This window comes from Clostridioides sp. LIBA-6622 (assembly GCF_056716095.1).
In genome coordinates this window covers 1,245,630-1,267,838 of record NZ_CP196998.1, presented here as the reverse complement: position 1 = coordinate 1,267,838, position 22,209 = coordinate 1,245,630, and the positions used below count along the sequence as shown (strand labels likewise).

At 27.5% G+C, this 22,209-nt stretch carries 25 protein-coding genes; 6 read left to right on the top strand and 19 right to left on the bottom strand.

What is annotated here, in order from left to right:
• The 3 genes from ACTG47_RS06130 to ACTG47_RS06120 all read right to left on the bottom strand — a co-directional run bounded on the left by ACTG47_RS06130 (window position 1) and on the right by ACTG47_RS06120 (window position 1,269).
• The gene (locus ACTG47_RS06130) at window positions 1-684 is read right to left on the bottom strand and encodes a hypothetical protein (RefSeq protein WP_479926489.1); all 684 of its coding nucleotides are present in this window, start codon (window positions 682-684) and stop codon (window positions 1-3) included.
• A complete protein-coding gene (locus tag ACTG47_RS06125; RefSeq protein ID WP_169465737.1) occupies window positions 668-1,030 on the bottom strand; it encodes a hypothetical protein in 363 nt (120 codons plus the stop codon). Before ACTG47_RS06125 ends, ACTG47_RS06130 begins: the two co-directional genes overlap by 17 nt.
• A gap of 80 nt (window positions 1,031-1,110) precedes the next feature.
• A complete protein-coding gene (locus ACTG47_RS06120; RefSeq protein WP_479927069.1) occupies window positions 1,111-1,269 on the bottom strand; it encodes a hypothetical protein in 159 nt (52 codons plus the stop codon).
• Between the two features lie 259 nt (window positions 1,270-1,528).
• Here ACTG47_RS06120 and ACTG47_RS06115 point away from each other — a divergent pair, with 259 nt between their 5' ends.
• Together ACTG47_RS06115 and ACTG47_RS06110 are read left to right on the top strand one after the other, a co-directional pair.
• On the top strand, window positions 1,529-1,936 hold the full coding sequence (locus tag ACTG47_RS06115) for a sigma-70 family RNA polymerase sigma factor (protein ID WP_479926488.1): 408 nt from the start codon (window positions 1,529-1,531) through the stop codon (window positions 1,934-1,936).
• Between the two features lie 481 nt (window positions 1,937-2,417).
• The gene (locus tag ACTG47_RS06110) at window positions 2,418-2,570 is read left to right on the top strand and encodes a DNA-directed RNA polymerase (RefSeq protein ID WP_169466101.1); all 153 of its coding nucleotides are present in this window, start codon (window positions 2,418-2,420) and stop codon (window positions 2,568-2,570) included.
• A 263-nt stretch (window positions 2,571-2,833) separates the two neighbouring features.
• On the opposite strand, the gene ACTG47_RS06105 is transcribed toward ACTG47_RS06110, so the two are convergent.
• Complete coding sequence (locus ACTG47_RS06105; protein WP_479926487.1) at window positions 2,834-3,343, bottom strand: VanZ family protein; 510 nt, start codon at window positions 3,341-3,343, stop codon at window positions 2,834-2,836.
• A 248-nt stretch (window positions 3,344-3,591) separates the two neighbouring features.
• On the opposite strand from ACTG47_RS06105, the gene ACTG47_RS06100 reads away from it, so the two are divergent.
• Window positions 3,592-4,233, top strand: a complete 642-nt coding sequence (locus ACTG47_RS06100; RefSeq protein WP_479926486.1) for a TetR/AcrR family transcriptional regulator — start codon at window positions 3,592-3,594, stop codon at window positions 4,231-4,233.
• A gap of 3 nt (window positions 4,234-4,236) precedes the next feature.
• Entirely contained in the window at window positions 4,237-5,049 is an 813-nt protein-coding gene (locus ACTG47_RS06095; RefSeq protein WP_479926485.1) for an alpha/beta fold hydrolase, read from the top strand.
• 134 nt (window positions 5,050-5,183) lie between these two features.
• Here the strand turns inward: ACTG47_RS06095 and ACTG47_RS06090 are convergent, their stop codons facing one another.
• The 4 genes from ACTG47_RS06090 to ACTG47_RS06075 all read right to left on the bottom strand — a co-directional run bounded on the left by ACTG47_RS06090 (window position 5,184) and on the right by ACTG47_RS06075 (window position 8,256).
• Window positions 5,184-5,798, bottom strand: coding sequence for a DUF1653 domain-containing protein (locus ACTG47_RS06090; protein ID WP_479926484.1), 615 nt, complete (start codon window positions 5,796-5,798; stop codon window positions 5,184-5,186).
• Between the two features lie 474 nt (window positions 5,799-6,272).
• Window positions 6,273-6,491 carry a hypothetical protein gene (locus ACTG47_RS06085; protein ID WP_479926483.1) on the bottom strand — a complete coding sequence of 73 codons (219 nt, stop codon included), beginning with the start codon at window positions 6,489-6,491 and terminating at the stop codon, window positions 6,273-6,275.
• Between the two features lie 584 nt (window positions 6,492-7,075).
• A complete protein-coding gene (locus ACTG47_RS06080; protein ID WP_479926482.1) occupies window positions 7,076-7,234 on the bottom strand; it encodes a type I toxin-antitoxin system toxin in 159 nt (52 codons plus the stop codon).
• Between the two features lie 209 nt (window positions 7,235-7,443).
• Window positions 7,444-8,256 carry an FxLYD domain-containing protein gene (locus tag ACTG47_RS06075; protein WP_479926481.1) on the bottom strand — a complete coding sequence of 271 codons (813 nt, stop codon included), beginning with the start codon at window positions 8,254-8,256 and terminating at the stop codon, window positions 7,444-7,446.
• 173 nt (window positions 8,257-8,429) lie between these two features.
• On the opposite strand from ACTG47_RS06075, the gene ACTG47_RS06070 reads away from it, so the two are divergent.
• Together ACTG47_RS06070 and ACTG47_RS06065 are read left to right on the top strand one after the other, a co-directional pair.
• Entirely contained in the window at window positions 8,430-9,956 is a 1,527-nt protein-coding gene (locus ACTG47_RS06070; protein WP_479926480.1) for a recombinase family protein, read from the top strand.
• 25 nt (window positions 9,957-9,981) lie between these two features.
• Window positions 9,982-10,254, top strand: coding sequence for a sigma-70 family RNA polymerase sigma factor (locus ACTG47_RS06065; RefSeq protein ID WP_169466390.1), 273 nt, complete (start codon window positions 9,982-9,984; stop codon window positions 10,252-10,254).
• A 93-nt stretch (window positions 10,255-10,347) separates the two neighbouring features.
• On the opposite strand, the gene ACTG47_RS06060 is transcribed toward ACTG47_RS06065, so the two are convergent.
• The 11 genes from ACTG47_RS06060 to ACTG47_RS06010 form a co-directional block, all read right to left on the bottom strand.
• Window positions 10,348-12,012 carry a peptidoglycan D,D-transpeptidase FtsI family protein gene (locus tag ACTG47_RS06060; RefSeq protein WP_479926479.1) on the bottom strand — a complete coding sequence of 555 codons (1,665 nt, stop codon included), beginning with the start codon at window positions 12,010-12,012 and terminating at the stop codon, window positions 10,348-10,350.
• Between the two features lie 71 nt (window positions 12,013-12,083).
• Complete coding sequence (locus ACTG47_RS06055) at window positions 12,084-13,331, bottom strand: peptidase U32 family protein (RefSeq protein ID WP_479926478.1); 1,248 nt, start codon at window positions 13,329-13,331, stop codon at window positions 12,084-12,086.
• Complete coding sequence (locus ACTG47_RS06050) at window positions 13,318-13,992, bottom strand: O-methyltransferase (RefSeq protein WP_479926477.1); 675 nt, start codon at window positions 13,990-13,992, stop codon at window positions 13,318-13,320. The genes ACTG47_RS06055 and ACTG47_RS06050 overlap by 14 nt, the downstream gene beginning before the upstream one ends.
• Before the next feature lie 171 nt (window positions 13,993-14,163).
• Window positions 14,164-15,243: an endolytic transglycosylase MltG gene (gene mltG / locus ACTG47_RS06045; protein WP_479926476.1), complete on the bottom strand. Its 1,080-nt coding sequence runs from the start codon at window positions 15,241-15,243 to the stop codon at window positions 14,164-14,166.
• 166 nt (window positions 15,244-15,409) lie between these two features.
• A complete protein-coding gene (locus ACTG47_RS06040; protein WP_479926475.1) occupies window positions 15,410-16,735 on the bottom strand; it encodes a pyrimidine-nucleoside phosphorylase in 1,326 nt (441 codons plus the stop codon).
• A 186-nt stretch (window positions 16,736-16,921) separates the two neighbouring features.
• On the bottom strand, window positions 16,922-17,734 hold the full coding sequence (locus ACTG47_RS06035; RefSeq protein ID WP_479926474.1) for a purine-nucleoside phosphorylase: 813 nt from the start codon (window positions 17,732-17,734) through the stop codon (window positions 16,922-16,924).
• A 55-nt stretch (window positions 17,735-17,789) separates the two neighbouring features.
• On the bottom strand, window positions 17,790-18,962 hold the full coding sequence (locus tag ACTG47_RS06030; RefSeq protein WP_169466128.1) for a phosphopentomutase: 1,173 nt from the start codon (window positions 18,960-18,962) through the stop codon (window positions 17,790-17,792).
• A 41-nt stretch (window positions 18,963-19,003) separates the two neighbouring features.
• Entirely contained in the window at window positions 19,004-19,918 is a 915-nt protein-coding gene (locus ACTG47_RS06025; RefSeq protein ID WP_169466130.1) for a tyrosine-type recombinase/integrase, read from the bottom strand.
• 11 nt (window positions 19,919-19,929) lie between these two features.
• A complete protein-coding gene (locus ACTG47_RS06020; RefSeq protein WP_169466132.1) occupies window positions 19,930-20,535 on the bottom strand; it encodes a stage II sporulation protein M in 606 nt (201 codons plus the stop codon).
• A gap of 68 nt (window positions 20,536-20,603) precedes the next feature.
• The gene (locus tag ACTG47_RS06015) at window positions 20,604-21,140 is read right to left on the bottom strand and encodes an NUDIX hydrolase (protein ID WP_479926473.1); all 537 of its coding nucleotides are present in this window, start codon (window positions 21,138-21,140) and stop codon (window positions 20,604-20,606) included.
• 1 nt (window position 21,141) lies between these two features.
• On the bottom strand, window positions 21,142-22,209 hold the full coding sequence (locus ACTG47_RS06010; protein WP_479926472.1) for a DUF3866 family protein: 1,068 nt from the start codon (window positions 22,207-22,209) through the stop codon (window positions 21,142-21,144).

Genomic DNA, 22,209 nt, shown 5'->3' with positions numbered 1-22,209 from the left:
TTATACACCTCTATACTTATATACATATACTAAATTTTTTTCATTAAAGTTCTTTTTTATGTTTTCAATTATATCTTGCTTAATCTCTTCTTCTGTAGGTTCTTCACATTCTTGATTATCTGTATTTTCAATCTCATCTTCAAATTCATTTAAAATTTCATCTGCTTCAAGTAGATTATATTCATTAAATATATTGGCATTAGACTTATCTATATAATCTTCAATGTCAATCCCTACCCATGGATTTTTAATTTTTACTCTAGCTTTTATAACTTTTAAAAAATCTTTCTCTTTAACTGCGCTTGTTATATCTAATTCAAAAAAATCTCCTCTGTCATATATAGTATTATTCTCTATTTTTAAAGAAGCTTCATTTAAGTTGCTATAAGATGTATCTTTTATTTTTTTTATACAATTAATCATATTATTTCCTAAGAAATATGTTCTAAATTCGTCTTCATTATTTGATATATTAATAGCTTCCTCTACACAAGAAAATACATTACTTATTGATATTTCTATTCCACTTAAAGAAGTTTCTTTTAACTGAATGTCCTTATATTCTAACTCATATATATTATCATGTGTATAGATTAAACCTATAGACATAATACACACAGTACTTATAATAGAAAATATTATCAATGTCATTATTAATATAGAACCTTTATTGTCTAGTAACATAGCTATTAAACCTCAACTTTTTAAAATTACTTTTTATTTCTATATTTATTTCATAACATTGATAATAATCTAAAATTTGTTTTACTGTACTGATAACTTCATATCCATTTATGTAATTTTTATTTGTTCCATTCTCAATCAAATCATATTTGCTATTTTTTATTCTGTACTTCTCATCTTCCATATATTTTTTTACAGTGCTTAACATTTCTCTATCAGATGCATTTCTACATACAAAACTATAACAACTATATAAAGATGTCGACACTAAATACACAGTCACATATAATATAGCAATACTTATTATACATTCGATTGATATAAAACCATTCTTTTTTGTTTTCAATAATAAAAACCTCTCAATAATTTTTTATATATAAAAATTCAACTATAAATTTCTTTATGAATATCTTGTATAAAGTTTTTTTATTTTAGTACACCACCCTCATTCCTAATAGTATTAACTGCCCCTACTAATCTCACTTTGTAATCAACATCATCCAAATAAATAATTACATTTACCTTATGAAGTATTGTAATACTGCACCCCCTATACCCATATTTTTTATGGAATTTATTGTTTATAGTCCTTTCTCTGTTATATTTATTGACATCTAAATTTCAATTTATACTGAATAAATTAATAATTCCTTCGTCTTATTTCATATATATACAACAAAAATTTAAACTTAAGTTCTAATTTTTTATGTTATAATATGGTCAAAAGTTTGTAAATATATGTTTTAAATTCTAAAAGTATGCATGTTATTTTATTAGATAACAGTCAACTTGGATAAGTCTCCTTCATATAATTTAAAGTGACCGTTGAAAAGGGGGTGACCTATTGGCAGCACTTAAATCTTTTGAAAAACCCTTAACCCCTGAAGAAGAGATTGAGTATTTAACTAAATTTAAAATAGAAAACGATAAAAGTGCAAAGGATACATTAATTGAAAGAAACATGAGATTAGTAGCTTATATAGCAAAAAAATATAATAATTCGACGGAAGACCAAGATGACTTAATATCCATAGGTACAATAGGATTAATAAAAGCTATAGAAACTTATAATATAGATAAAGGAACTCGATTAGCGACATATGCTTCTAGATGTATTGAAAATGAGATTTTAATGAATATCCGTTCTAACAAAAAAAATAAAACTCAAGTGTCTCTACAAGATCCTATCGGAACAGATAAAGAAGGTAATGAAATAAATACTACTCTTTATATGTATTCCTCTCCTGTGTAAAATAAGTTCATATCAAAAATTTTTCTTAATTATAGCAAACAAAAATACATATCAATTATATTATCAAGTACAATCATATATTTTTAATCTTTTAAAAATCTAATTAAGTCAGTTAATTTTTTTAGATATTACTCTCCCACTATGTAATACCCAAATCATACTCTTAAGTAAATTGTTAGACATATAGCAAACAAGTATTTTATATTAAATTAGAAATATTCTATTTTAATAGTTTTTTATTTTTGTCATTTTATGGATATTAATGTATATTTTATTATTATAAAAAATAATAAAATTTTATAAAATATTCCATATCATACTTTTTTCTATAAATATTTTATATATAGCCTTTATTTTTTTATTAAAATGCATTATAATAAGAAAATAAAGGTCAAGTTGATAGAGTTTTAACAATTATCATTTTCAGAAAAATTACACTATTAAATATATTAAGAATAATCAGAGGTGGAGGAATTAAAATATGAGCGTAATCGTACTATGTAGTTGTTGTGGAAAAGAAATAGATGAATATAGAAATAAATATATAACTTATTATGATAAAAATACCAGTGCAGACATCAAGGTTTGTATTAATTGTGCTTTAAATTTATTAGAAAAGACAAAAGAAAATTAAGAATTAAATATTTAAAACTTTTAAGATACAATACTTCCATAATAATTTATGAAAGCACCTATATATAGATATGTCCCTATCAAGTAAACACTAAAAAAATCACATTAAATGGCATGAGTGCGATATTCAACTGGACCCACGCCATTTAATGTGATTTTATTTATAATTAAATTCTTATACAATTGTATTTTACTGTTTATTATAAGTTTATTATTACTCCTGATTAATCACATCTTCATTATTAATATACACTTTAATTGGCTTTATAAGTTTGTAATGATAAGCAATCCTAAAAATAATATCACAACAACTGTCACAATCAATGCTAGTATATTGATTATTTTTATTGTCTTGTCCTTAAATATTTTTGAAAATAACACAAAAACTGCTATTCCTATTATTCCTCCTAATGTATTTCCTATCAAATCGGTTATATCACTTGCACCTATTGCAAATATATATTGAAGTGTTTCAAAAATTAAACTTGTTAAAAAAATAGGTACAACCTTTTTTATAAAACTCCACTCTTCTTTTAGCATACATAAATATATCCCAAATGGTACAAATACAAATACATTTAATATAATCTCTGATATGTCTACTCTATTATTAACTATAAGCGAACCAGCAAAAGGCACTAAGTTTATATTTCTGAGATTCATTGCTTCAAGTGATGAAATATCAAATTGCATCTTAAATAGTATTATCCATGTCAAAATGATTATATATACTATAAACAATCCTTTTGTAATATTGTATTTTCTAGTTTTCATTCATTGCCTCCTTACTATACCATTGTATTAATTTCTTAATACAATAATATAGTAATACAATTTGTATGTCAACTATTTCTTTAGTCCTTATAAAATTACATAACTCATACTATTTACACATTAATAGCTTTTCTTTAAAGTATATTGACATAAAAATATATACAGGATATAATCATTACAGTGACCACATGGTCACCATTTTTCAAACTATTTAGTGACCACATGGTCATTTTAAAAGGAGAGTTATTATGCCTACTAATATGTTTCTTGAACTAAGTGAAGAAAAACGTAACAAGATTACTAGGGTTAGTATTGATGAATTTGCTAAATATGGATATGAAAATAGTTCAACAAATAGAATTGTCCAAAATGCATGTATTAGCAAGGGAAGTCTTTTCAAATACTTTAAAAATAAGGATGAATTGTACTTCTATATACTTGATTCTGTTACACAAGAGCTTATGGTGAGTTTAGCAAAGGAAATAAATTTTCTTCCAAAAAAGTTGTTCGAAAGAATCATTAAATATTCAGAATTGGAATTTGCTTGGTATATTAAGCACCCCAATGAATATAAATTGATTGCTACTGCATTTACCAAAAGTAATACTGAAATCTATCAAAAAGTTAAAGCACAGTATGGTCTGGAAGGTCAAAGCATTTATTATAAGCTATTGTATGATGTAGACACATCAGTGCTTAGATTCGATAAGGAAAAGAGTATTGATATTTTAAAATGGTTTTTAACTGGGTTTAATGAGGATTTTTTGTCCCATATTCAAATACAAGACAATACAAATATTGATAACATACAACAGGAATATGTTAATAGCCTTACAGACCACATAACAATCTTAAAGTGTGGACTTATTAGTGAAAAGAGAGAGGTGTAAAATATGTTTTATGGTTCTCGATTCCATCAAGTAGTAGTCGACAGAGAAACAGTGAATTATATTGAGTTTGGAAAAGGACAAAAACCACTGATTATCTTGCCAGGTTTGGGGGATGGGTTTTCCCCAATTCATGGGCAGATACAAGCAATCGCTTTTGCATTAAGTTATAAGCAATTTGCTCAAAAGTTTAAGGTGTATATGTTCAGTAGAAAAAATTGTTTGAAAGATGGTTATTCTACAAAAGATATGGCTAGAGACCAAGCAAAAGTCATGAAAACTCTTGGGATTTCAAAGGCAGATATTATGGGGGTATCTCAAGGTGGAATGATAGCACAATATCTCGCTGCTGATTATCCTGATTTAGTTGATAAACTTATGCTGGTAGTTACCTCATCAAAACAAAATGAAACCATACAAGAAGTCGTTGGTGGTTGGATGAAAATGGCAGAGCAAAGTGATTATAAGAGTCTAATGATTGACATAGCAGAAAAATCATACTCAGAAAAATATTTAAAAAAATATCGTTTTTTCTATCCACTTCTTGTAAATATTGGCAAGCCAAAAGATTTTAGAAGATTTCTTATACAAGCCACTTCATGTATTGAGCATAATTCCTATTCTAAATTGGATAAAATATCATCTCCAACCTTAATTATTGGAGGCGACAATGATAGTATTGTAGGGACAAAGTCATCTTTAGAATTAGCAGAAGGAATCAAGAATAGTGAATTATTTCTATACAAAGGTCTTGGCCACGCCACCTATGAAGAGGCAAAAGACTTTAATAATCGAGTTTTAAACTTTCTAATGAAGTAAGACAAAGCCACATAGACCTAGTATTTATGTGGCTTTACGGCATTTTGTAAAACATACTTTATTGTTGAAGTTGATAGTATATTCTACAATTTTTTATAGTATCAATATGACCTTAGTAGAAACATCATAGTTAACTACTCAAATTCCTCAAATCTATACTCTTGTGCTGTATTAAGATACTTTTCTTTATCTACTTTAGACAGAAAAATATCTATTGGCCTTGCAAATGCTCCAGTTCCACTATATAAAGACTTATAAATCACTAGTTCTTCACAATCTATTTCTTTTTGATGATAGAAATTTCCATCTGAATCTTTATATATAATCACAATATCATTAGTTTCAGTATGTACTGCATTAAATCCATTTTCTGCTACCAAATAATAACTATCAAATTCAAACAATGATTTATTAAGTTCAAAATAAGCAACAGGCTTACTAATTCCTATAGTTACATAAAATCCACCTTTAAAATGCTTATATATATATGGATATTTCACTTTTCTTTCCTTAGATACTTTCATGTCTAAAGCTTTAAGCATTATATCTACAGTATCAGATATTTTAAAATTTTTAATATCTTTATATAAACAACTATTATTATTTAAATCATAGTTATTTATATAAAATTCACAATCACTACAGTTTAGATTATCTCCTTTTCTTGATTTTTTCATAAAATCATTGCAGTGTTTCTCCATTTTATATAAAACTTTATGTAACTCTAATAATAACTCATTTTTAGCCACTACTTAAATCCTCCTAATTCACCCATTTCATATTTAAACAACACATTGGCTTATTGATTATAATTTTATTTGTTAGTATAAATGTAATATATATTATCAGTAAAATTTTTATAACAGTTAAAATGTATATTCAATTTCTATAGTAAATAATATGCAACTTAAATTTTTACATATTACAATTGTCATGATTCAATTTCTATAATACATCTTACACAAACTTTTTACACTTCAAGTTTTCTTCAAGTTTTATTGTTATTATTAAATCTTCTATATATTTCATAACTTCGTATTAACTATGGCTCATAAATTCTTTTATAATTAGAAATTTAATGGTTTTTTATAAAATAAAGATTTCTTTTAAACTTCTTTATTTTAACTTATCTCAACTAAGTAAATAAATTACCTAGTTGTTTTAAAATACTTGTCCAACTTTATAGTAAAGAAGTGCTAAATAGTAGCAACTTCTATCCTTTATTAACATTCTGCTGTCTCAGCTTTTTTCATTGATATATTAATGGCTACTTCTTTAGCTACAGCATCAAATTCTTCCCATCTTCTTTTATTCTCTTCATTAGAAATACGTGGATATACTATGTAGACTTCTGTACTTTGATTAGCTATAATCTTTTCATCATACTCTATATCTTTTTCTGTATCATATTTAAATGGTTTAAATTGTTGTAATACTTTCACAATATCACCCCTTGTTATAAAATATGAGTTCATATACTTGTCTTATACTCAATATATATCTTGTTTTTAGAATTTTAATTTGACATGTATTTATATATCTTACTTTAAATTTTAAATATTACTTTAATCAATAGTAAAAACAATATGTATAAACTTAAACAAAGCAGACACTTTATATAGACAGTTGTTTATCACATAATTTAGCAATAAGATTTTAAAGCTGAAAATATAGTATGAATAACGATTGCAATAATAGGTACATTGTCTTCAATTTATGTTGTAAATTATTTTATGGGAGTTAGTTGGAATAGAGATGTTGCTCAATTAAAACATATAATAATGTAAATTATGAAAATTTTTTAAAGATTTAAATGTCTTCAAATGATTGAGATGTACTTAATTTGATAGGCAAAAGAAAAGTATAAACTTAATGAAATTAATGGTATAAAAACTATAATATATAATTTTACTATGTAGTAAAATTATTATTTTTGAATATTTATACCAATTTATGATATAATAAAAGCAAGAAGAACTGCAATCTATGTGGTGTAGAGTGAAGTTCGTGATTAAAAAACTAGAAATTATTTAAACTTATGGAATTTGATTTTAAAGTCAAATTCCCAACCACTCTTAGTGCCAGCTTTGAGTGGTTTTTTACGTTTTCTAAATAACTTACTTATCAAGTTAGCTATATAGCTAGCCAAAATACTGGCTAATATACTTAGTAAAAAATTATCCATACATAATCACCTCCCTTCTTAAAATTGGGAGGATAATCCTTTGTTTGCATGAACTCCACTCTTAGATTGTAGGTTACAACTTCTTGCTAGAATTATTATAACATATTCTCGTAATTTATATAATTATAATACATTTATAATTTATCTAATAAAAAAGTACTCTCTGAAATAAGAAAGTACTTTCTTTATTACCCTTAAATCTCTATCATCTATTCAAGTATACTATAGTTATTTGCAGAATAATGAGGTGTCCACTCTATTTTTTCAAAGTCCTTATCTGTATCAAACTCAAGCCTAACTTTTTGTCCTTTTTCCCAAGTTCCATTTATCGATGTTGATGTTTGTGTATCAATTATTACACCATCTTTATCTATTAAATTTATATCTAGATAAAAGTCTTGAAGGTCTAAATCACTTGTATTTTCTACAGTAGCTTGATAAGTCTTCCAATCATACTCATCCTTTACCTTTTCAAATTTTATACCTTTAACCATAGCATCAATTTTTTCTTTTGATGCATTTTCTTCATTTACAATTTGTGCATTATCCTTTAATACCTTAAATTCTTTTTCATCTACTTTTAAACCAAACTTATCAACTAAAGTCAACAAAATCGTACTTCTTTCATTATAAGGCTTTTCCCAAAGTTCTAAAAACTTTAATTCATCTTTTGAATAATATTTTATAGATTCTTTTGAATCTTCAAGAGCTTTTATATAATCTTTTGCTAATTTTCCAAGTTCTGGACTATCAAACTCAGCATCTTTATACTTTGATACAGCATCCATTTCTACTTTAACAAACTTCTCATAAGCTTCATTCTCCTTTAGATTTAATGTCCCAGCTTCATCTTTAGATGCCAAAGCCCATCTTTCTTTTAGACCTTTTCCTAAATCCTCAATAAATTGCTTATCCTTACCTTTACTTTCATCTTTTGTTTCTCCCCCACTAGAACATGCCACCATAAAAACTGATAGTAACATTACCATAAGTAGACTTAATATTTTTTTTAAATTACACATATAATTCCCCCCTAGAAATTGTTTTCAATTGCATTATACTATATATTCCAATTGGATACTGTCGATTCATGCAATATTTTCATACTATTTTTACAATTTCAACTAATTTTGCTTAACATGAAATATCTCCTTATATAACTAATATACTATATTCAAGGAGTGTGATTACTTATATGAGTGTTGCTATATACCTAAGAAAATCTCGTGCTGATGAAGAGGCAGAAAAACAAGGAGAATTCGAAACTCTAAGCAGACATAAATCAACTCTATTAAAACTGGCAAAAGACCAAAATCTAAATGTAATTGAAATAAAAGAAGAACTAGTATCTGGAGAAAGTATAATACATAGACCAAAAATGATTGAACTTCTAAAAGAAGTTGAAGAAAATAAATATGATTCAGTATTAGTGATGGATTTAGACAGACTTGGTCGTGGAGATATGAAAGACCAAGGTATAATCTTAGAAACTTTTAAAGAAAGTAAAACTAAAATTATAACACCTAGAAAAACTTATGATTTAACAGATGAATTTGATGAGGAATATTCAGAATTTGAAGCATTTATGGCAAGAAAAGAGCTAAAACTTATATCAAGAAGAATGCAAAGAGGAAGAATAAAATCAGTTGAAGAAGGAAATTTCATAGGTACTTCTGCTCCATTTGGATACGATGCTGTAACTACAGGTAGAAAAGAAAGAATTCTTGTCCCAAATAAAGATGCTGATGTAGTTAAAATTATCTTTGACCTATATATTAATGAAGATATGGGTTGTAGTAAAATATCTAAATATCTAAACAACCTAGGAATTAAAACTGCTACAGGAGCTAGTTGGTATAACTCTGCAATAACAAATATAATAAAAAACAAAGTTTATTGCGGTTATATTCAATGGCAAAAGAAAGATTACAAAAAATCTAAAAATCCAAATAAAATAAAAACAGTTAAATTAAGACCTAAAGACGAATGGATTGAAGCTAAGGGCAAGCATGAACCTATAGTAAGTGAATTGATTTGGAAAAAGGCTCAAAATATCCTTAATAAAAATGGTCATGTAAGTTATGGTAATCAAATAAAAAATCCACTTGCAGGCATAGTAATATGCAAAAACTGTGGTAGGCCTCTAGTGTATAGACCATATACAGACCACGATTATATAATTTGTTATCACCCTGGGTGTAATAAAAGTTCTCGCTTTGAATTTGTTGAATCTGCTATTTTAAAATCATTAGAAGATGCAGTAAAAAAATATCAACTAAAAATATCTGATATAGATTTAAAGAAAAATAATACTGATAATGATATAGAGTTTCAAAAACGAGTATTGAAAGGCTTAGAAACTGAATTAAAAGAATTAGATAAACAAAAAAATAAGTTGTATGATTTGTTAGAACGTGGCATATATGACGAAGATACATTTATTGAGAGGTCTAATAATATAGACTCAAGAACTGAAGAAATTAAAATCTCAATAAAAACACTAAAAAATAAATTAGATACAGTTAAAAAAGATACTTCAAAAATAATAGAAGATATTAAAACAGTGCTATCTCTTTATCATGATTCAGACTCTCTTGGAAAGAATAAACTTTTGAAATCGGTTATTGATAGAGCTGTTTATTACAAATCTAAAGAGCAGAAACTAGATTCCTTTGAGTTAATAGTCCACCTGAAGTTATATGAAAACCAGTTATATCAATAACATATAAAGCGTAGTATGTAATGAAATAAGTCTTTTAGATATACTTGGTACAGAGGCTAACCATGTTCTTGATGAAGTTGAGCTAAAAGTTCAAGTCGGAAAACTTTATGAGCAACTAAACAAAATTCTCACTCCTAGAGAAAGAGAAATTGTCCAGTTAAGATATGGGTTAACTCCTTATGGGTATAAAACTCAAAGAGAAATTGCACAAAAACTCGATATATCGAGGTCATATGTATCTAGAATCGAAAAAAAAGCTCTTAAAAAACTAGAAAAAGAGCTTGTTCAAGAAAGTTAATATTATAATTTTTTAAAGGATATATCGTATAAGTATTAGACATAGTCTTTCATCTAAAAATTACGATATATCCTTAAATTTTATAATATAATTTTATTGTATACTTTCACATATTTCTTTAAATATAGGTATTGCGGATTTACTTCCTTTTTGAGTTCCTTCTACTAATACAGTTATTACATATTTAGGTCTTTTTTCAGGATAAAATCCAGTTATCCATCCATGGTCTATTGCTTTTTTATTCAAACTACTTTGAGCTGTGCCAGTTTTAACTCCACTTCCACCTTCTAAATCTTTTAAGTCTTTAGCTGTACCAACCTTAGATACAGACTTCATAATTTCTTTAACTTGTGTACACACATAAGGAGAAATAAGTTCTTCTTTTTTTGAAGACTTGTAAGTTTTTATTGTATTCATATCATTATCAACAAGACTTTTATATAAATATAATGGTTTGAATGTCCCATTATTAGCAATTATTTGAGTCATTTGATTTATTTGAAGTGGTGTAAATTCTATATTTTCTTGTCCTATAGCTAAATTTCGTATTGATATATTTTTTGGTGCTTCTCTAGCTTTTTCTTCATCAAGACCAATATCAACCTTTTCAAATAAATGCAACTTTTCAGCGGATTTAAGTATCTTTTCTTTACCAAGTTTCATAGCTATATCTAAAAATGCAGGATTACATGAATTTGAAAAAGTTTGTCTTAGATTTTGGAAACCATGACCATTCCTTTTATTACATCTTAATATTTCATTAGTATTTCCAACTTTAGTCTTTCCTGTACAAGTGTAAGTATAGTTCTCGTCTACAACACCATTTTCAAGTGCAGAAAATAAAACTACCATCTTAAATACAGACCCTGGTGGATATGTCGCTTTTATAACCCTATTTTCAAATTCACCATTTTTTCCTTTTAAACTTTTTGATATGTCATTTTGGTCAAAATTAGGTCTAGAACACATTGCAAGAATTTCACCTGTAGACGCTTCCGAAATTACCACTGCTGTAGGATTTTCTTCTTTATTTAGTATCTGTTCTAATTTTTTTTGAATATCATAATCAATTGTTGTTTTTAGATGTCTATCTTTAGCCTTATCATCAATAGTTTTTACACTCCCTTTTAGTATGTTTAGAGATTTTTCATTTCCTGCATCACCAGCTTTAAAAGCACTTATATACTTTTCATTTGAATTTCTAAGTACATTATCCATACTTTTCTCGATTCCTGTTTGCCCCGATTTATCATCTTCTTTTATATATCCTATTGTATGTGACAATAAACCATATTTTGAATATCGCATAGTTTTTTCTTCTATCATTATCCCGTTTTTCTCAAGCTCTTTTTTCATACTATTATCAATATTTTTAGTCTGAATCTGTATTATAGGATGTGTTAATTGTTCTTGTATAGCTTTATATATATCCAAATCTTTCATCTTAGTAGCCTTCTTAACAAGCTCTAAAATCTTATAGTTATTATTTAATTTTTCTTTTTCAACTACCAATACTTGAGTCTTACTTGTATCTGTAAGTTTCTTGTTATTTCTATCGTAGATTATTCCTCTTCCACTATTTAACTCTACTTTCTCAACACTTTGTGATTCTACACTTTGTTTGTATTTATCACCTTTTAATACTTGTATATCAACTAGCCTATAAATTAAAACACTATAAATTATTAAAATTATAGTAAATATATACCAGCTTCTCTTTCCCACTTTTTTCAAAAATGGAGTCTTCTTTTTTGACATGAAATCACCCCTTAGATAATTTCATTATTGACAATTTCTAAGGGGCTAATACTATCTTTATCAAATTTTTATTATTCTTCAACCTTTTCTTCTATAACTTTTCTAAGCATATAATCCTTGCCAACTTTTACTGATAACTTTAATTTCACTATTTGTCTAGGATGAGGAGCTGATTCTATAGCTTCTCCTTCTTCATTATACATTTCTTCAATTTTAGTGAACATAGTTTCTTTATATGGTCCCATGACCTCTATTTCATCACCAACACACATTTTATTTCTTTGCTCAACCACAACAAGACCATCTTCACCTTCTGCTTCTCTAACTATACCTATAAAATCATAGTTTCTAACATATGATGCTGACTGATAGTTTTGGTCTTCTGTTGTTGGCTTATTCAAGTAAAAACCTGATGTAAAATGTCTATGACTACCTTTCTTTAATTCTTCCATCCACATTGGATTGAACTTCCAGTTTTCTGGGTCTTTGTAAAATTCATCTATTGCCATTCTGTATGCTCTTACAACAGTGGCTACATAGTATGAAGTCTTCATTCTACCTTCTATCTTTAAACTTGTTATACCAGATTTGATTAATTCTGGTATATACTCTATCATACATAAATCTTTTGAATTAAAGAAGAATGTTCCTCTTTCATCTTCATATATTGGGAAATACTCACCAGGTCTTTTTTCTTCTACTAAGTGATATTGCCATCTACAAGATTGAGCACAAGAACCTTTGTTTGCATCTCTTCCAGTCATATAATTACTTATTAGACATCTACCAGAATAAGATATACACATAGCTCCATGCATAAACGCCTCTATATCCATGTCTAAAGGTGTTTTTGCTCTTATCTCAGATATTTCATCAAAAGATAATTCTCTTGCCACTACAACTCTTTTTATACCATGCTCGTACCAAAATTTTGCACTTAAATAGTTAGTAGTATTTGCTTGTGTACTTAAATGTATTTCCATATTTGGAATTACTTTTTTAATAACACTAAGAACTCCTGGATCAGCTATTATAACTGCATCTATTCCTATCTCCTCTAATTCCAACAAATAACCTTCTAATTGTAGAAAATCTTCATTATGAGGTATTATATTTACTGTTACAAATACTTTTTTACCTCTTTCATGTGCAAAAGCTACTCCTTCTGCCATATCTTCCTTACTAAAATTTTTTGCAGCAGACCTCATCCCAAAAATTTCTCCACCTATATAAACAGCATCCGCTCCATATGTTATAGCTATTTTTAATCTCTCCAAATCACCTGCTGGAGCTAAAAGTTCAACTTTATTTAATTCCATCTACGTCACCTCTTTTACTTTCTTTATAACTTAGTGCTACACCATCACCTATTGGTATCAATGATGTACTTAAATAGTCACAATTACATATATAATCTAAATAATTTCTCATTCTTTTTACTATGGTTTTCTTTCTTCTTATAACGAAATCATCATGTGCAACCATACCTTTATATAAAATATTATCAGATACTAAAAGTCCACCATCTTTTAATTTATCTATAACTAAATCAAAAAACAACTTATATTGACCTTTAGCTGCATCTATAAATATAAGGTCGAATTCACCTTGGACTTGACTAAGTTTTTCTTCTGCATCTCCTTCTAGTATAGTTATGTTATTGTCAAATCCAGCTAATTTTATATTTACTTTTGCTTTTTCTATCATTTTTTCATTTCTCTCAACAGTTATTATATCTGCATCTTTCCCTATAATAGTTGCAAAAAAAATAGAAGAATACCCAATTGCACATCCTACTTCTAAAACTCTCTTTGGCTTTTGAATCTTTAATAAAACTTTTAACAAATCTGAAACTTCTTTATGTATTATAGGAACACTATTTTCCTCTGCATAAATTTCTAAATCTTTTAAAAGTCCTTCTTTTTCTTTTAATGTCACTCTTATATAATCTTCAACTAAGTCATTAACTATATTACTCATAAAAACACTCCCTAAAATAATAAGCATTAAAATATTGTTTTAATTTATTATTTTTAAAATTCATATTGTTATATATGTTTACACTTTCTTTATTATAAATCTAAGAATAACAATTTTCAATAAAAAAGCCCAACATTATTCTTACCCTGTTAGACTTTTTATAATCATTGTTTATTTTTTTGTATTTTCTTTATTTGTTGTTTTTGTATCTTTGCCTTGTTTATCTCTTGCTTCTTTATATTCTTTGACATATTTTAAATGGTCTTGGTAGTTTGTGCTGTAGTTATTTCCACCATCAATCTTAGCTACAAAGTACAGATAATCAGTTTTATCTGGATATAATGCCGCTTCAATAGATTTTATACCAGGATTTGATATTGGTGTAGGAGGCAAACCTTTGTTTTTATAACTATTATATGGTGAATCAATTTTTAAATCATCATATGTTACGATTTTTTTCCTCTCATCAAATATATATTGTATTGTCGCATCCGATTGGAGAGGCATACCTACCTTAAGTCTATTATAAAACACACTTGCTATTATTGGTCTATCTTTATCAAGTACTGCTTCTTTCTCAATTATTGAAGCCATTTCCATTACTTCTTGAAGAGTCATCTTTGATTCTTTTTGTTTATTTTTAAGCTTGTCCGTATATTTACTGTCAAATACCTTTAACATTTCGCTTAAAATATCTTCTTCTGATTGTTTCTTTGAGTTAAAATAATAAGTTTCTGGATATAAGAACCCTTCTAAAGAAGTTATTCCATCTTCCTTCAAGTATACAAATTTATCGTAAAATTCTTGAGGTTTTTTTATTAAATTTTCAAAAGTAGCTTTATCTCCCAAATTTTTATTCACTAACATAGCTATAATTTCTTTAGATGTAGCTCCTTCTGGAATAGTAACTTTTACACCATCATGATATATTTTACCTGAAGCCAAAAGACTTATTATATCATTATTTGAATACGATTGGTTAAGTAAATATGTTCCTGACTTTATAGATGGAGCTTTATTACTAACCTTTACCAAGAGTTTAAATAATAGTTCATTTTTTATTAATTTATTTTCATATAATATGTCAGATATTTTTCCGACAGATGCTCCACTTGGAATATCAATAATTACATCATTCTTGTTATTTTTATTATAAGGACCTATTTGCATGGACACAAACACTCCTGCTAAGATAATTAAAATAACAATTATTAATGCTGCTATTTTTAATCTATTTTCTTTAAAATTCATAATATAATCTACTCCTTATGTATATTTATCCATTTTCTATTATAAAGCTAGATACTTTAATTTTCAATCACCTTGTAGAATAAACTTATTTATATATCAAAAAAATAAAAAACCTAACACTATTTTTGACATGTTAGGCCTTTTATAATCACTTTTCTAAAATTTTCTAAAACTTTTTGATTCCATCTTGAGTTACTATACCATAGATTAATTTATTTTTTTCCATTTTTTTATCTACAATCGAATAAGAATTAATAAATCTGTCTTTTGCCAGTAAAAGCTTTTTTTCATCATCATAATACAAATATGCTAAGACTTCACCTTCATTTACATAATCTCCAACTTTCTTTTCTAAAATTATCCCTGCTGATAAATCCAAAATATCATCCTTAGTCTCTCTACCTGCTCCTAGAATCATTGCTGATAAACCAACTTCTTCAGCCTTAATTTTATTTATATAACCTGATTTAGTTGATTTAATTGGATGTCTATACTTTGGTTTTTTGAATAAAGAATAATCATCTACTACATTTTTATTTCCACCTTGATTTTCTATAAATTCTTTAAGCTTCTGTATAGCACTGCCAGATTTTATGGATTCTCTTATTTTTTCAACACCATCATCAAAATCATGTGCAATCTTTGATAAAACTAACATATATGCTCCTAATACTTCACATAGCTCAACAAGGTCTTCAGGTCCATTTCCTTTTAAAGTTTCAATTGCCTCTATAACTTCTAAAGAATTTCCTACTGCAAAACCTAAAGGTTCATCCATATCTGTTACAATCCCTATTGTATCTTTATTCATGCCAGTACCTATATCAACCATAGATTTTGCTAATTCAAAAGACTCTTCTAAAGTCTTCATAAATGCTCCATCTCCAGTTTTTACATCGAGCACAATTGCATCAGCTCCTGAAGATAATTTCTTAGACATTACACTAGATGCTATTAATGATATATTATCAACAGTTGCTGTAACATCTCTAAGTGCATATATTTTCTTATCTGCAATTGCTACCTTTGCACTTTGACCACATACTGCTATTTTAGACTTATTTACAGAATCAATAAATTTATTTATATCCATTTCTGTTGAAAAACCTGGTATAGACTCCAATTTATCAATAGTACCACCAGTATGACCAAGACCTCTCCCAGACATTTTTGCAACTGGTGCTCCACATGAAGCAACTAAAGGTATAAGAGCTATGGTAGTCTTATCTCCTACACCTCCAGTACTATGCTTGTCCACCTTTATACCCTCTATATCTGATAGCTTTATAATGTCACCAGAGTTCATCATTGCTTCTGTAAGATATACAGTTTCTTGTTTATTCATCTTATTTAGATAAATAGACATTAATAGTGCAGATGCCTGATAATCGGGTATATCTCCTTTTGAATAGTTTTCTATAAAATAATGTATTTCTTCTTTACTAAGTTCTAGTTTATCTCTCTTCTTTTTTATAATATCATACATTCTCATACTTGAAATCTCCATCCTAACCTGTAATAATTTGAATAAATATTAAAATTTAAAACACTTTCAAATGTTATAGTATTATAAAAAAACTGTCTCTTATTAGAAATAACTTTCTATATCAAGACAGCTTCTTATTAATTCTTTTCAAATAATACATTGACTATTTAAATATAAATACACCCAAAATATTTATAAATTTTTAACTGTACTCTTAACTAAATTTATAAATTCTGATTTAACTTTTTGAGTAGTTTGTATTACTTCCTCATGACTTAATGGCTGATTTAAGATGCCAGCAGCCATATTTGTTATACAAGATATACCAATAACACCAATATTAGAATGTGCAGCTACTATGACTTCTGGAACAGTAGACATTCCTACAGCATCTGCTCCTAAGATTTGAGCCATTCTTACTTCTGCTGGTGTTTCATAGTTTGGTCCACTAAAAAACATATAAACGCCTTCTTTTACATCTATATTGTATTCTTTTGCACAATCTTTGACTATATTTACATACTTAGAAGAATAAGCGTCTGACATATCTGGAAATCTAGCTCCAAGTCTATCATCATTTTTCCCTACTAATGGATTACCTCCACTAAAATTTATATGGTCTCTTATAATCATTAAATCTCCTGCTTTAAACTTTTTATTTACGCCTCCAGCAGCATTGGTTACTATAAGAATTTCAACTCCTAAAGCTTTCATCACTCTTACTGGAAAAGTCGCTTCTTTCTGAGAATACCCTTCATAGTAATGAAATCTCCCCTGCATAGCAATTACTTCTTTTCCTTCAAGCTTTCCAATAACAAGTTGACCAGCATGTCCTTCTACTGTTGATACAGGGAAATTTGGAATTTCACTATATTTAATTATGACAGAATCTTCTATATCATTTGCCAAATCTCCAAGTCCAGAACCCAATATCAAACCAATTTTAGGTTTTATACTAATTTTGGAATTTATAAATTTGCTACTTTGTTCTATCTTTTCAAACATTCCAATCCCTCCATTCTATTAAGGTAAATTTTTTAACTTTTATTTATCTTTTAATTTAGAACAATTCTTTTTTAAAACTTGACCCATGTTTAGGCAATTTTACATCTAGTATATCTGCAACAGTTGCTCCAATATCAGCAAAAGTATCTTTTATTCCTAAATTAAATCCCTTTTTAATCTTATTACCATAAATCATGACTGGTATATATTCTCTTGTATGGTCTGTACCTCTATATGTTGGGTCATTTCCATGGTCTGCATTGATTATAAGAACATCATCTTCTCTCATATTATCCATTATTTCAGGAAGTCTACCGTCAAACTCTTCAAGAGCCTTCTTATATCCTTCTGCATCTCTTCTATGACCATATTTAGAATCAAAATCTACAAGATTAGAATATATCAAACCTTTATTTTCTTGTTGCATATAATTTAAAGTTTCGTCTACCCCATCCATATTGCTTTTAGTATGGATAGCATCTGTAATTCCTTTTCCATTAAAAATATCTTCTATTTTTCCAACTGCTAAAACATCAAGCCCTGACTCTTTTATATTATCGAGAACTGTTGGTTCAAATGGGTCTAATGAATAGTCTCTTCTATTTGAAGTTCTAACAAATTCACCTGTTTTCTTCCCTATAAATGGTCTAGCAATTACTCTAGCAACTGCATTATCTCCCATCATTATTTCCCTAGCTATTTTACACATATTATAAAGTTCTTCTAGTGGGATTACTTCTTCATTAGCAGCTATTTGAAATACACTATCAGCTGAGGTATATACTATTACATCACCAGTTTTTATTTGGTGTTCTCCATATTCATCAATTATTACAGTTCCTGAAGCTGGTTTGTTTCCTATTACTTTTCTGCCAGTTTTTTGCTCAAATTCTTCTATTATTTCTTTTGAAAATCCATGTTCAAATGTTTTAAATGGTTTGTCAACTATTATACCAGTCATTTCCCAATGACCAGTAGTAGTATCTTTTCCTTGAGACATTTCCTTGCATTTTCCAAAACAACCTATTGGCTCTTTTATACTTTCAAAAAAATCTACACCATCTATATTTCCTATCCCTAATTTTCTCATATTAGGAATTTGTATATCTGGATATTCCTTAAATATATTTCCAAGAGTACTTACATCCTTACTGTCTCCAAATTTTTCAGCATCAGGCAATGCTCCTATCCCAACACTGTCAATTACAATCCAAATCACTCTGCTCATATAAATACGCTCCTTTTAAATTATAAAATTTGCTATACAGTCTATTTAGCCTCCGCCTTTTGTAATTCTATATCAATATCATTTCTAGGATGCTTTTCCTTTATTTCTCTTCTCACGTTTTTATCTATATGATTTAAATATACTTGAAGGCTAGATAGATTAACATTTCCTAAAATTTTACTTACAACAGCAATGTTAGCACCTTCATTTAACAAATGAATTGCAAACGAATGTCTAAGCATTGTAGGATTTATATTTTTATCTATATTAGCTAAATTAGAATATTTTTTTATGACTTTCCAAAGACCTTGTCGTGTAAACCTTTGACCTAATGAACTTACAAATAAAGAATTTTCACCTTCCACAGCCATTTTAGGTCTTGCTTCTTTTAAATACTTGTCTAAGTAAAGTTTTGTGATATCACAAAGTGGTATCACTCTTTGACTTTTACAACAAGAATTACAATATATATAATCAATATCCAAGTCAACATCTTCTATGTTCATATCTACTAATTCAGATACTTTTATACCAGTACCATATAATACTTCAAAAATAGCCTTGTCCCTAATCAACTTAGGTGTTGTTAACTTTGGAAACTTTAGTAACCTTTCAATTTCTTCTTCTGTAAGTATATTTATATTTTCTTTCTTTATTTTAGGTTTTTTTATGTCCTTTGCAGGATTGTTTGTACATACATGATTTAAAAATAAATAATCATGAAAAGATTTTATAGAGGATATCATCCTCGCTATTGTAGCTATTGATACATTATCTTTTTCCAACTTTATTAAATAACTTATAATATCATTTTCAACTATATCTACTAGTTTAATACTTTTTTGATTTATATATTCCATATATTTTTTTATATCCATAAAGTATGATGCCACTGTATTTTCTGATAATCTTTTTTTATCTTTTATGTAATCTATATATCCCTCTATAATATCCATTATAAACTCCTTTATTTAACTAGGAACTTAATAATACCAATACTTGCAGTATTTAATATTAATTGCAACCCCAATGATAGTGCTATTATAATTATAATATTTAGTATATACCTCTTAATTAAAAATTGCATATTTTTTCTGTTATTCTTTTTAAACTCATAAACCATTTCTTTGAAATAGCTTAGACTAATTAATGTTAATATGATTGCACATGGAATAATAATCAAGTTTTTAAATAATATTATTAAAATCATTTTCGCGCTTTTAAACTTTAATGCTAATATAAAACTATTTATTGTATATCCTATTGACATACCTTTTAATACGAAAACTACTATTACTGCTGGAATTGTTACTACAAACAGACTTAATAGAGCTATTGAGCCCATAAAAATTCCATCTGACTTTAAATTTTGTATAACTGTCTCTTTTATGTTTAGATTTAGATTATAATACTCTACAGCAGGATTTATATTGTTTAATATATTGTCACTAGAACCTGGCAAGATTTTATTTATATAAGACCCAATAACAATAGACATCATAAACAATAATCCTATAATAATTATTTGTCTATTTAATTCTCTAAAATCATTTTTTCTATATGTTCTTCTCAATTTTATTCCCCCTTGTCCTTTATAAAATAATATGCTTTAGGACAAAGGGTTATTCATTTTTATAAATATTAATTTTTAAACATATCTTTTACTAATAATAATCCAATAGAAGTCTTTGCATCTTCAATTTCATTTTTTAATACCATATTATAGGCTTCTTCAAACTCAACTTCATATACATCTAAAAACTCATCTGCATCTAAATTATTCTCCCCTGGAGTAAGCCCAGTTGCTAAATATACAAACATTATCTCATTAGAAAAACCTGCTGAAGTGAAAAATTTATGTATTAATTTAATATTTTTTGCACTATATCCAGTTTCTTCTTTTAGTTCTCTCTCAGCACATTCTTTTGGACTTTCATTTTTTTCTAATTTACCAGCTGGAATTTCGAAAATTGGCTTTTCTATAGGCTTTCTAAATTGCTTAACTAGTACAATCTTATTGTCATCTGTAACTGCAACTATTCCTACTGCTCCACCAACTTCCACTAACTCCCTCTTTTGATATCCTTGCCCTGGAATTTCAACAGTATCGACCTTTAAAGTAATTACTTTACCTGTATAAACCCTATCACTACTAATAGTTTTTTCTTCTAATACCATCTTAAACCTCCATTAAGTAATATGCTGCTGTGCTTGCAGCTTTAAAAAATGACTCATCTTGTTCGTAATTTCTTCCCATACTTTTTACTTTTAGATTAAAATAGTCTAAATCCTCTTTCGTTTTATTATTATCTATATAAATTATATTATGCTTTTTATCTAAACCATTTGAGATTACTTGTTCTTTTATAAATTTTAATTTTTCATCATCATATATAGTTATTGGTATATCTATATCTACATTTACAATCTCTTTAAATACAGTCATACTATGATGTGAAATACCTTGATGCCTTTCTCTTTTATCAGCAAAACTAATTCTTGGAATTGCTATTGCTCTTCCACCAAGTTTTTTTACAGCATCAAGAATTGGGCCTTGTTCAATTCCTGTAAATCCATATTTTGTTCCTGTCCCAGCAATTCCTGGTCCCATACTTACAAATACTGCATCTGCTTTTAATATTTCTTTAGCTGTAATTAGTGCAGTATATATATTTATACATTCATAATCTCCACCAAACGCATTACCTATCGTTATAGTATTGTCTATCAATTTTTTTTCTTTTAAAGTATCCACATTTTTGCTTAAATAGATTGGAAGAGATGCCCCATCAGTCATTATATATACTAATTTTTTATTGGGATTACTTCTTTTAAATGAAGCAGCAAATGGAGTCAACATACTGTGAAGAGTTCCTACTACAACAGAAAGACCTTCTAATCCTTTAAATTTTCCAAACTCATCATGATAAATACTTTCTTGTTCTTCAATAGAATCAACTTTTATTTGGAAAGGTGTATACCTAAGTTTCATTATATGCCCACCTTCAGTTAAAGTAGATTCTAAATTGTTTAAATTAGTTATTACAAAATGGTATCCACCTGTACCTAAACTCAGTTCTACTGCTGTTGTATTTAAAACTACTTCATCACCTATACTTATAGTTCCAGATAGCTTTGAATAATTATATGCCCTTTGCACTTCCCCATTTATACTCACTCTTATATCATCAAGCGTTTCAGTTTGGCTTACTATTGATTCAACAATCCCCACTCTTTTACTTATCAT

Bases quoted from the DNA above. Each gene is read 5' to 3' on its own strand.
- ACTG47_RS06080 (WP_479926482.1), bottom strand. From the start codon at position 7,234: ATGGATAATTTTTTACTAAGTATATTAGCCAGTATTTTGGCTAGCTAT.
- ACTG47_RS06010 (WP_479926472.1), bottom strand. From the start codon at position 22,209: ATGATAAGTAAAAGAGTGGGGATTGTTGAATCAATAGTAAGCCAAACT.
- ACTG47_RS06025 (WP_169466130.1), bottom strand. From the start codon at position 19,918: ATGGATATTATAGAGGGATATATAGATTACATAAAAGATAAAAAAAGA.
- ACTG47_RS06130 (WP_479926489.1), bottom strand. From the start codon at position 684: ATGTTACTAGACAATAAAGGTTCTATATTAATAATGACATTGATAATA.
- ACTG47_RS06105 (WP_479926487.1), bottom strand. From the start codon at position 3,343: ATGAAAACTAGAAAATACAATATTACAAAAGGATTGTTTATAGTATAT.
- ACTG47_RS06050 (WP_479926477.1), bottom strand. From the start codon at position 13,992: ATGAGTAATATAGTTAATGACTTAGTTGAAGATTATATAAGAGTGACA.
- ACTG47_RS06040 (WP_479926475.1), bottom strand. From the start codon at position 16,735: ATGAGAATGTATGATATTATAAAAAAGAAGAGAGATAAACTAGAACTT.
- ACTG47_RS06075 (WP_479926481.1), bottom strand. From the start codon at position 8,256: ATGTGTAATTTAAAAAAAATATTAAGTCTACTTATGGTAATGTTACTA.
- ACTG47_RS06030 (WP_169466128.1), bottom strand. From the start codon at position 18,962: ATGAGCAGAGTGATTTGGATTGTAATTGACAGTGTTGGGATAGGAGCA.
- ACTG47_RS06060 (WP_479926479.1), bottom strand. From the start codon at position 12,012: ATGTCAAAAAAGAAGACTCCATTTTTGAAAAAAGTGGGAAAGAGAAGC.
- ACTG47_RS06070 (WP_479926480.1), top strand. From the start codon at position 8,430: ATGAGTGTTGCTATATACCTAAGAAAATCTCGTGCTGATGAAGAGGCA.
- ACTG47_RS06035 (WP_479926474.1), bottom strand. From the start codon at position 17,734: ATGTTTGAAAAGATAGAACAAAGTAGCAAATTTATAAATTCCAAAATT.
- ACTG47_RS06095 (WP_479926485.1), top strand. From the start codon at position 4,237: ATGTTTTATGGTTCTCGATTCCATCAAGTAGTAGTCGACAGAGAAACA.
- ACTG47_RS06015 (WP_479926473.1), bottom strand. From the start codon at position 21,140: ATGGTATTAGAAGAAAAAACTATTAGTAGTGATAGGGTTTATACAGGT.
- ACTG47_RS06110 (WP_169466101.1), top strand. From the start codon at position 2,418: ATGAGCGTAATCGTACTATGTAGTTGTTGTGGAAAAGAAATAGATGAA.
- mltG (WP_479926476.1), bottom strand. From the start codon at position 15,243: ATGAATTTTAAAGAAAATAGATTAAAAATAGCAGCATTAATAATTGTT.
- ACTG47_RS06055 (WP_479926478.1), bottom strand. From the start codon at position 13,331: ATGGAATTAAATAAAGTTGAACTTTTAGCTCCAGCAGGTGATTTGGAG.
- ACTG47_RS06100 (WP_479926486.1), top strand. From the start codon at position 3,592: ATGCCTACTAATATGTTTCTTGAACTAAGTGAAGAAAAACGTAACAAG.